Source organism: Komagataeibacter europaeus LMG 18890, assembly GCF_000285295.1.
In the GTDB taxonomy this organism is placed as follows: Bacteria; Pseudomonadota; Alphaproteobacteria; order Acetobacterales; family Acetobacteraceae; genus Komagataeibacter; species Komagataeibacter europaeus.
In genome coordinates, this window is sequence record NZ_CADP01000096.1 from 1 (window position 1) to 9,678 (window position 9,678).

The 9,678-nt window shown below is 63.2% G+C and carries 13 protein-coding genes and 1 pseudogene; 13 read left to right on the forward strand and 1 reads right to left on the reverse strand.

Annotated elements, in window-relative coordinates:
• Window positions 1-105 precede the first annotated feature (105 nt).
• The 4 genes from GEU01_RS17125 (at window position 106) to GEU01_RS17140 (ending at window position 4,115) form a co-directional block, all read left to right on the forward strand.
• Window positions 106-1,308, forward strand: coding sequence for a hypothetical protein (locus tag GEU01_RS17125; RefSeq protein WP_019087053.1), 1,203 nt, complete (start codon window positions 106-108; stop codon window positions 1,306-1,308).
• Between the two features lie 83 nt (window positions 1,309-1,391).
• The gene (locus tag GEU01_RS17130; RefSeq protein WP_010517766.1) at window positions 1,392-1,832 is read left to right on the forward strand and encodes a hypothetical protein; all 441 of its coding nucleotides are present in this window, start codon (window positions 1,392-1,394) and stop codon (window positions 1,830-1,832) included.
• Entirely contained in the window at window positions 1,819-2,865 is a 1,047-nt protein-coding gene (locus tag GEU01_RS17135; RefSeq protein WP_019087054.1) for a DUF7146 domain-containing protein, read from the forward strand. Before GEU01_RS17130 ends, GEU01_RS17135 begins: the two co-directional genes overlap by 14 nt.
• A gap of 323 nt (window positions 2,866-3,188) precedes the next feature.
• Complete coding sequence (locus GEU01_RS17140) at window positions 3,189-4,115, forward strand: DUF2493 domain-containing protein (protein WP_019087055.1); 927 nt, start codon at window positions 3,189-3,191, stop codon at window positions 4,113-4,115.
• Between the two features lie 9 nt (window positions 4,116-4,124).
• Here the strand turns inward: GEU01_RS17140 and GEU01_RS17145 are convergent, their stop codons facing one another.
• Window positions 4,125-4,334 carry a hypothetical protein gene (locus GEU01_RS17145; protein ID WP_019087056.1) on the reverse strand — a complete coding sequence of 70 codons (210 nt, stop codon included), beginning with the start codon at window positions 4,332-4,334 and terminating at the stop codon, window positions 4,125-4,127.
• A gap of 163 nt (window positions 4,335-4,497) precedes the next feature.
• On the opposite strand from GEU01_RS17145, the gene GEU01_RS17150 reads away from it, so the two are divergent.
• The 9 genes and pseudogenes from GEU01_RS17150 to GEU01_RS27005 all read left to right on the forward strand — a co-directional run.
• Window positions 4,498-4,938 carry a hypothetical protein gene (locus tag GEU01_RS17150; RefSeq protein ID WP_019087057.1) on the forward strand — a complete coding sequence of 147 codons (441 nt, stop codon included), beginning with the start codon at window positions 4,498-4,500 and terminating at the stop codon, window positions 4,936-4,938.
• 590 nt (window positions 4,939-5,528) lie between these two features.
• The gene (locus GEU01_RS17155; RefSeq protein WP_019087058.1) at window positions 5,529-5,855 is read left to right on the forward strand and encodes a DUF736 domain-containing protein; all 327 of its coding nucleotides are present in this window, start codon (window positions 5,529-5,531) and stop codon (window positions 5,853-5,855) included.
• A gap of 346 nt (window positions 5,856-6,201) precedes the next feature.
• Window positions 6,202-6,357 carry a hypothetical protein gene (locus GEU01_RS26440; protein ID WP_019087059.1) on the forward strand — a complete coding sequence of 52 codons (156 nt, stop codon included), beginning with the start codon at window positions 6,202-6,204 and terminating at the stop codon, window positions 6,355-6,357.
• A 214-nt stretch (window positions 6,358-6,571) separates the two neighbouring features.
• A complete protein-coding gene (locus GEU01_RS17165; RefSeq protein ID WP_456303522.1) occupies window positions 6,572-6,799 on the forward strand; it encodes an XRE family transcriptional regulator in 228 nt (75 codons plus the stop codon).
• Between the two features lie 11 nt (window positions 6,800-6,810).
• On the forward strand, window positions 6,811-7,089 hold the full coding sequence (locus tag GEU01_RS17170) for a DNA -binding domain-containing protein (RefSeq protein WP_019087061.1): 279 nt from the start codon (window positions 6,811-6,813) through the stop codon (window positions 7,087-7,089).
• Window positions 7,090-7,221: 132 nt separating this feature from the next.
• Complete coding sequence (locus GEU01_RS27000; protein ID WP_232272599.1) at window positions 7,222-7,521, forward strand: transcriptional regulator domain-containing protein; 300 nt, start codon at window positions 7,222-7,224, stop codon at window positions 7,519-7,521.
• Window positions 7,522-7,561: 40 nt separating this feature from the next.
• On the forward strand, window positions 7,562-7,978 hold the full coding sequence (locus GEU01_RS17175; protein WP_019087062.1) for a DUF2285 domain-containing protein: 417 nt from the start codon (window positions 7,562-7,564) through the stop codon (window positions 7,976-7,978).
• Window positions 7,979-8,088: 110 nt separating this feature from the next.
• Window positions 8,089-9,348, forward strand: a complete 1,260-nt coding sequence (locus GEU01_RS17180) for a cation:proton antiporter (protein WP_019087063.1) — start codon at window positions 8,089-8,091, stop codon at window positions 9,346-9,348.
• Window positions 9,349-9,563: 215 nt separating this feature from the next.
• Window positions 9,564-9,678: pseudogene (locus GEU01_RS27005) on the forward strand (helix-turn-helix transcriptional regulator); the annotation flags it as partial.

The window sequence follows — 9,678 nt, forward strand, 5'->3', positions numbered from 1 at the left end:
GGTGTTTCTGCGGTTGGATGGGATCCCGCGTGGGAAGTGGTGATCAGAGGAAGAGGGCAGCTTCGCCTTTGGTGCCGAATAACCGGCATCAGAGGAGAGTTTTCCATGACTACAACCACCATCCTGCCCCCTGCGTTCCGTGGTGCGGCGTCCGGCGGCTTCCGGATCGATCCTTCGCGCGGGGAGCGTAGTGCCCGCGTCTCGTCCGAATGGTTCTCGCGCCCCGATGATGAGCGGTATCTCTCGCTGTCCGAGCTGCATGCCGCCACGCTGGCGCGTGCGGATCGGGCTACGGCCCGCACGGTAGAAAGCCGCGCCATCCGAGTGGAGGCGAGCCGCGACAATGCCGAGCGCCTGACCCTGACCGTGCCGGGGCAGAATGACCCGATTGCTCCCACACACTGGTCCTTTGGCCAGATGTGCAGCCTGGTTGGTGCCCCCTCGTCGTACCTGCGCAATCTTCCGGCTCCGCTGGCGGCAATCAACCTGCAGCACGGGTTGCTGTCGCACCGGGCCGAACTGGTCAAGACGCTGGAAACCGAGGACGGGCGCGTCGAACTGCGTGCTTTAACTGGTCCCGATTACGGTCGTATCTGGGACCATGAACTGGTGGGCGCGGTGCGCAAGATCGCCGGTGATGGCACCGGCGATACCAACTGGAAGGTGCCCGGTGTGATCGACTGGGCCACCATGACCCATAACCCCTATGTGGACATTACGAAGGAAACCACGACGCTCTACGCATCGGATCGCGATGTGTTCCTGTTTCTCGTCGACGATACACACCCGATTGAGGCGGGACGCCTGCCCAATGGTGAGCCCGATCTCTATTTCCGGGGTTTCTATGCATGGAATTCAGAAGTCGGCAGCAAGAGCCTCGGCATTGCGTCATTCTACCTGCGCGGAGTGTGTCAAAATCGTATGTTGTGGGGCGTCGAAAATTTCGAACAGATCACGATCCGGCATAGCAAGTTTGCAGCCTCACGCTTCGTGCATCAGGCGACACCGGCGCTACGGAACTTCGCCACAGCCAGCCCGGCCTCGTTCGTCTCGGGCATTCAGGCCTCGCGCAAGGCGCTGGTGGCGAAAACCGACGAGGACCGCGAAAGTTTCCTGCGTCGTCGCGGGTTCTCGAAGCCAGAGACAACGAAGATCATCGAAACCGTGCTGCATGAGGAAGGGCGCAAGCCGGAGAGCGTGTTCGATTTCGTGCAGGGGATCACGGCGCTGGCGCGGACAAAGGCCAATCAGGACACGCGGCTGGATCTGGAGGAGAAGGCCCGCAGGCTGATGGAGCGTGCGTCCTGAAAGACGACTGCACGCTTTTCCGTAAAGACGTTTTTACGAGCCCGGCCACTGCGCCGGGCTTTTTCGTTTCGGGAGTTTTTCCGATGGCTGATTTCTTCACGCATTTTTCCTGCGTTCTCGATGTGGGCACAGTGGACAATGCCGCAAAGGCGCTCGACCTCTACAATGCGTTCATGGACGAACTGGCGGCGGAAGATCCACCCTCTGACGGTTTTGTCCTATCGATCGTGCCCGAATATGGCGGCACGAAACTCTGGATGCACGATGAGACGATCGGAGATCCGCATCAGGTGGTGGAATTCGTGCTACGCTGTGCGCGAATATTCCGGTTGCGGGGCCGATGGGGATTCCAGTGGGCCAATACGGCCTCACGTCCCCGGATAGGCGCCTTCAGCGGCGGTGCGCATCTGCTTGACCTTGGCAGGCGCAAAACGATTTCATGGATGACCACCGATCGCTGGCTGGCGATCGCCCTGGACGGAGGCAATCCCGACACAGGAGGGCAGGGCGATGACCTTGCATGATGCAGGCGATCTCGCCCGTCGTCTGGCGGAGAACGCGGAGGCGGTGTGCCGGCGGTATCTTTCCGCCGGTCGCCGTCACGGCAATTACTGGCTGGTCGGTGACGTGCGTAACGCGCCCGGCCGGTCGCTGTTCGTCCGGCTGCGCGACACCGCCAACGGCAGGGCCGGAAAATGGACGGATGCCAGTAGCGGCGAGCATGGCGACCTGCTCGACGTAATCCGCGAAAGCCTCGGCCTGGTGGATTTCCGTGACGTGGCGGACGAGGCGCGCGCCTTCCTCAGTCTACCTCGCCCCGATCCGGCACTTTCTTCAAGGGATTGTCCCGCGCAGGAACGCGGCCCTGCCAGTTCGTCGGAAGCCGCACGTCGACTCTGGGCCATGTCCGGGCCAATCGCGGGCACGTCCGTAGAGGCGTATCTCCGCAGACGCGACATTACGCTTTTGCACGGAACCGGAGCCCTGAGCTTCCATCCGCACTGCTATTATCGCCCGGACGACGACAGCCCGACCGAGACCTGGCCCGCCATGATCGCCGCCGTCACCGATCTCGACGGCACTCTGACCGGTGTGCACCGCACCTGGCTGGCGGAGGACGGCCGTGGCAAGGCGCCGGTCGATCATCCGCGTCGCGCCCTGGGCGGGCTGCTCGGCCATGCCGTGCGCTTTGGGGTGGCATCCGATGTGCTCGCCGCCGGGGAAGGCATCGAGACGGTGCTGTCGCTGCGGCAGGTTCTGCCCGATCTGCCATTGGCCGCATGCCTGTCCTCGGCGCATCTCGCCGCCCTGATCTTTCCGCCGCTGCTGCGCCGGCTCTACGTGCTGCGCGACGATGATCCGGCCGGGGATCAGGCGCTGGCGACGCTGCACGCCCGCGCGGATGACGCCGGGATCGAGGTGATCGGGCTGTCGCCACGGCTGGGCGATTTCAACGATGATCTCCGGGCGCTCGGACGCGGCGCACTGCGGGCGATCCTGCATCCGCAACTTGCGCCACCGGACGTGGCACGGTTTCTGGAGACTGCCGGCACATGAGCGGGCCGGAAAGAGGGGCGGGCGGTTTCCGTCTTCTATCGGCGGTCCTGTCGTGCCTCCCGTTCGGCAGGTTCGCGCCCCGGCCTTTCAAGTGGGGAGCGGGCGTCAGCCGGGCCGGGCCTTCAATGGCGTGAGCCAGCTATTTTCCGTCGCGCCCCTTTGGGGGCGCTTTACATCGCGAAGCAAAATAGCCGGCCCCCTGCCATCCTTCGCTGTGCTGCGGCCGCGCGCGAGCGCGCGGTTCCGGCCCGTCCCTGGTCTGCCGCTATCCGCCCCCGGAAAGGCCGCGAAGGGCGCGGCCGGAGACCTGGGAGGACCGCATCATGACCCGCACCGATGATTTTGAACCGCCGCACGCCGCTTCATCCACCGCCCATGTGCTGGCTGAACTTCAGATGTATGGCTACCGTCCCTTCGAGGACGAGCCTGATCCAAGGCCGCTGCCCGAAGCTCCGCGCATCGGGGGTGCTGTGGCCGACATCTTCGACGCCGTCGCCGCGACGCTGACTGACACACGGCTGGAACCGGACCTCGAAGCGCTGCTCTGGTCCACCGTGAACATCTTCCACCGCATGGTCGGCCAGGTCGAGCGTGAGCTTGACCGCAACGAGCAGGCGCAGAAACGCAGCCAGCAGGATCAGGATGGCAGCGAGATCCGCTCGGTGGAACTGGAGCGACTGATCGCCGAAGGGCTGACACTGATCGAACGCCGCAACGCCTACGAGATCTTCCGCGACGAGGCGCAGGAGCAGTTCGAGCGGCTGACCCTGAGCGCGTGGCGGCCGAAGACCGGCTCGCTGGTATCGCGGCGGACCATGACGGCCTCTATGATCGACAGCCGTGACTTTCTCAACGCCCGACGTCGCGCCGAGAGCGAATTGCTGGTCCCGCCCGGCCCCAAGGTCGTCGTGACTGGGGGGCTGGACTTCGACGACCATATCCTGATCTGGGACCGGCTGGACAAGGTCCGTGCCAAGCATCCCGACATGGTGCTGCTGCACGGTGGTTCGCCCAGGGGCGCGGAGTTCGTCGCGTCTCGCTGGGCTAATCACCGCGAGATCGTGCAGATCGCTTTCAAGCCGGACTGGACGAAGCATGCCAAGGCCGCGCCCTTCCGCCGCAACGACGCCATGCTCGATACCTTGCCGATTGGCGTCATCGTCTTTCCCGGAACCGGTATCCAGGAGAATTTGGCCGACAAGGCGAAGCGCCTCGGTATCCCGGTCCTGCGGTTCGGAGGCGGCGCGTGAGCGCCGTCTTCAGTCCGGATTACCCGTGACGGCGATCCGCGCGGAACGGACATAGAAGGCCAGCTCGGTATCGCCGGGCGCCAGAAGGTCGAGCAGGCCCTTCATGTCCTGCATGTCCGAATAGGACTGAAACGGCCCTGGTTGCTGTTCAATGGCCAGCACTGCAATGGCGAGCGCCTTTTTGACCAGATGCAGTTCGCGTCCCGTGATGTCCGCCATGACGTTGTCTCCCTGAGCAGCCCCACGATGCACGTCCGCTTGGCGGACGTCAGTACGATTCTCGTTCCGTCGATACATCGTTTTCTCTATGATGCGGATTGCGCCGTGGTGGTGGTGGCAGGCGTGACCCTCAGATCATGTCATCTCTACGGGAGCCGCCATCATGGTGATCTTCGCACTGTTCCTGATCGTCGCCGGCATTGGATTTTTCTGCTGGCTCATGTTCACGCTCGCGGTCTTCGCCTTGCCGTTTGCCGGCGGGCTATATGCCGGGCTCTGGGCGCTCCATACCGGCGCCGGAGTAATCGGCGCGCTTATCGTCGGCGTCATGGCGGGCATTGCGACTTTCACAGTCGGTCAGATCGCACTCGCCTGCGCACCGTGGATCTGGCTGAGAGGGCTGATCGTCCTGCTCTATACCGTGCCCGCCATCATTGCCGGTTATAGCGCCACGCACGGTCTCGCCGAGATGATGATGCCGTCCGTCGTCTGGCAGCTCTTCTTTTCGGTCATCGGCGCCATTGCGGTCGGCATCACCGCGTTCGTCCGCTTTACCGGCATGGCCCCGCCCGAACCGGCCAACGGGAGCGTCGTGCGGGTCTGACCGCCTGCGCGGCAGCCGGCGGGCAGGCATGGATCAGGTACCTGCCTGTCTTTCCACGTCATCGAGAGGCGGGGAGCGATGGGCAGCGAAGCGCGGATGCGACGCGCTGTTCCAGATACGGTCCGCCTGTTGAAGCAAACGAACTGGCGCTCTGATTTCCCGCAGGCCGATCGCAACGGGGAAGCCGGGCATGTCCGGTGAGGCGCAGTCCCGGAACGGGCCGGTTCGGTGGCTGGTATGGAAGGAAGATGACGCCGCTATTATGGTTGCCGCCGGATCTCGTGCGCTGTGCCGGTCGCCATAGTCTCCGTGATGTGTGCTCTGTCGGGCCGCGCACGCATGCTGCCTCTCAAGATGGCTGATCTAGCCGAGGTCGGCTGCGCCTCGATCGTCCATGGCGCAACGGCGAGCCATAATTTTCTTCCCCTGCCGGCTGCGCCGTCATTCCTCGCGAAACAAGAAAATTCCGCCCCGCCGTCCTCCGCTGCTCTGCGGCCCCAGGGGGTGCGCCGCCGATCGCCCCCGGCTCGTCGATCGCCATCGAGGCCGCAATGGTGCGGGCTCGGTAACAGAGATCACGGAGCAGTATCATGGCGACCATCGGCACCTTCAAAAAGACCGGCAACGAATATGTCGGCGAAATCGTCACCCTCTCGGTTCAGGTCCGCAATGTCCGCATCGTCCCCGAGACCGGACGCCAGAGCGACAACGCCCCAAGCCACAGGGTGTTCGTCAACAGGGCGGAGATCGGGGCGGCCTGGTCCAAGCAGTCCAACGAAGGACGCAGCTATCTGGGCCTCAAGCTGGACGATCCGAGCTTCAACGCCCCGATCTTCGCCAATCTCTTCAATGACGAGGACGGCGAGACCTACAGCCTGATCTGGTCTCGCCCCAACGGTCGCCGCAACGGCGACTGAGGCACCCGCGGTCCCCCGCCCGGCTGATCCGGGCGGGGCCTTCGCATTACCGGAAGGGAAGCGCGGGGGGGGGGGCGTGGCTTATCGCCCTCGATCCGATCGGCCTGTCTCCGGGCATGGCCGGGGGAACAGGGCTTCCCTCAGTCTTCCCATTGTACCATGCCCGGCGTGAACCGCCTCAAGGACGCGCGGTCCCCCCAATTTTGCCCGAGCCGTCCTGTCGGCCGTCCCGAACAAAATCGGCTCCCCCGCGCGCCGCTGGCGCGGTCGCCTACGGCGATCCCTGACCCGGTTCACGCGTGCATGAGGCGACGGCCTGTCTTCCACAAACGAAAGGAGCAGGACGATGACCACGCTACACGACCAGATCCAGATGCTGCGCGCCGAACTGACCAGCTTTTACCTGAGCCGGGGCGAGCGGACGCAGATCGAGCGTGAGCTGAAGCGGGCGACCGCGGAACTGGCCCGCAAGGGTGCCACGGACAGGGAGGCTCCCGCGTAAGGCGGGGGTTTTCTTGCATGGTCGCCCGCGCCATTGGAAATCCAGACGCCGATTCCTCTTTGCCATCATCCTGAAAGAACGATATTGAATCGCTCTAACGCGACTATTATAGTCGTATTTCTGGTGTGTAATCCGAGCATGTCGGATGTGATCATGGATGATCACCGGCCGACAGGTAAGGGCGGCACGGGCACTCCTGAACTGGACACAGGAGATGCTTGCTGAAAAGGCCCTCGTAGCATTGACCGCACTCAAGCGCCTCGAATCCGAGCGCGGTCTCGGTGTCCATGAGGGTACGACCGACCAGGTCCGCCGCGCGCTGGAGGCGGCGGGCATCCTGTTCATCGAGTCCGGACAAGGGCGCGGCGTCATGTTTCTTAACGAGACTTCCGGTACCGAAACGCGGCAGGCTAGGGTGCGTCGCGTTCGTTCTCCGACCTGATCGGCCGCATCATGCAGAAGCCACCGCTCGACCCGTCCGTCGCCGACAGTGCCCCGGAAGCGTCCTGTCTCACCGGCTACGACGAACAGCATCTGATTACCTATCTGCGTCTGCTGGACGCCGAGGCCGACGGCGCCGACTGGCGCGAGGTCGCCCGCATCGTGCTCCATCGCGACCCGGCAGCCGATCCCGAGGGCGTCCACCGCTGCTGGCACAGCCATCTGGCGCGGGCGCACTGGATGACCGAACATGGCTACCAGCATCTCCTGCGGGGCGGTGCTCCCCACTGACACCCTCAATCGTTGCGTTATCAGCAAGACCTGTTGCAGGACCGGGGCGTAGCGGGCAGCGGGCCGGTCTGGCATACTCTCGCGAGCAAGTGCTTGCCCTGTTCCCACCCGTTACGCATCGGAGACGACGCCATGAGCCGCGCCAACTGGCAGTCGGCGAGCGCGTACGAGGGCCTGCGGTCGCTCGACGCCCCTGCCTTTGCTTTGCAGTTTGTCAGTCGCAATCGGGACTTTATCCGCGATCGTGCCGCCCTTCAGCGCGCCGCGCGCCGGGCCGCGCTATCCGCAACAGACGCCGAAGCCTTCGCCCGGCGCTGGGGGTTGCGATTTCGAGAGTGTCCGCACGGCCCTCAATCCGCGTACCGCCCTCTGGACTGTTGCGGTATCGCCGGCCGTGATTGCGGTTGTCCCCCTGCCGACAGCACTGGCTGACGCGCCGTATCGGCCACTCTCACTCGCTTGGGCAGCCGATATGGCGGGAGAAGTGCTGGTCGAGCGGGAGGAGACGATCCTGCGGCTGTACGTCCTGCCGCCTGACGGGGCTCAGGTCGGCGTGCTTCTGCCGCTCGACGCTCTGTTCGAATTGCGTGTCCAGGCCGCCTTGCGGCTCTGGCGCGTGCTGATGGAGCGGCGTCCCGGTCGTGATCCGGCCTGCCTGTCATCCGATCGCATCCGCAGGCTGATCCTGGCGCTCCGGACGCTCGACGGTCTGGACGACGGGGTGTCGCAGCGCGAGATCGCCGGCGTCCTGTTCGGTCGGGAGGTTTCTGCAGGGGACTGGCTCTCGCACGATCTGCATTTCCGCATGAAACGGCTGGTGCGTTTTGCGCGGGGACTGACTGACGGAGGATATCGGCGCCTGCTACTGCACCCGTTTCGTGGGCGGTAGGCCGGTGTCGTCCCTGCTTGTGCCACTCAACAAACAATCAAGATTTTCTAGTGGCGGCCCATTGCCGGTTTTTCTTGACGTAGGAAGTGGGAGCGGCCAGCGGTGAAACCATGGATACCATCAGCCTCCTCGCCCTGCTTCTGACACTCTCGGCAGGATTCAGCATTCTCAATCACCATACGCTCCGCGTTCCAGTCACGATTGGCGTGCTTGTCTTTTCGTTGCTGACATCGCTTCTGGTCATGATCCTGAATCCGCTGATTCCGGCCTATGATCTTCAAGCTCTTCCACGATCTGTGCTCGGATCCATCAATCTGCCTGTGACATTTCTTAATGGTGCGCTGTCGCTTCTGCTTTTTGCTGGAGCCATGCAGGTGAATGTCGGGTATCTGCGAGCAAAGCTTGCCTCGGTCACGGCCCTCTCTGTTCTGGGGACCGTGCTGGCTGTCGCCTTTCTGGCGATCGCGGCGTGGTATGTCTTTCCCCTGTTAGGTCACGCCATTCCTTTTGCATGGTGCATCGTCCTCGGCGCTATTCTCGCACCAACCGATCCGGTTTCGATCGTGGGAATGCTGAAACGTCTAGGATTGCCAGGACCGCTTCAGGCTGTTTTCGCGGGGGAAAGCCTGTTTAATGATGGCGTAGGGGTTGTCATTTTCGGTGTCACGATCGGACTCGCTACCGGGGACAGTCAGGGGGTAACCACCTCCGAGATTGCTCTGAGTTTCTGCCGCGAGGCGATCGGTGGCGGTTTGCTGGGCGCACTGAGTGGATGGATCGCGCTCAGTGTGCTTAAGGGGCAGCGGGATCCGCATATTGATCTGCTGACGTCGCTGGCTCTGGCGACTGGAACCTTCAGCATCGCCAATCAGCTTGGCATGTCGGGCGCGATTGCTGTGGTCGTCGCGGGACTGTGTTTTGGAACAAGCTATAGTCACTCCGTTTTCGATGAGGCATCCCGCAAGGAACTCGACAGCGCATGGACACTCATTGATGAGGTGCTGAACGTTCTGCTGTTCATGCTGATCGGCTTTGAAATCCTTGAGATCACGCCGCATCTGTTTACGGTGCTGGCGACGCTTGCCGTAATCCCGCTGTCCATTGCCGTGCGGGCATTGAGCGTGCTGTTTTCAACGCTTCCGGTTCATCTGAGGCAATGGGAGCGGGGCCGCGTTCTCGGTATTCTGACCTGGGGCGGCCTGCGTGGTGGCATCTCCGTCTCTCTGGCACTTGGATTGCCGCCTGGAGACTTGCGCGACCTGCTGTTGCCGGTCTGTTACGGCGTCGTCGTGTTCACCATCATCGTGCAGGGGCTGACCATGGAGCGGGTTGCTCGCAGACTTTATCCGGCATCCGCATCCCAGTCGTAGTAAGCCTTCCTCCGTTTTCCCGGACATAGCTGCGCCCACCGAAGTCCAATAACACGATGTTTGTTGGGGGAGGAGTTTTGTCAGCGTCCCCCTTCAAGGACCGATCTCGTCCCCGGTGAGATCGGTCCTAGTCCCGGAAGACCTCGCTCCGCCACGCTGATCCCTGCTGGCCGCATCTGTCCCGCGGCCCCAGCCAGCGACCACGGAGCCACCTCATGTCCGCCAATTACAGCGATCTGCCGCCGCGCTATCTGCGCACGCCCGATGCCTCGCGCTTCGTCGGACTATCTATTCGCACACTGGAGAAACACCGGATCTACGGCACTGGCC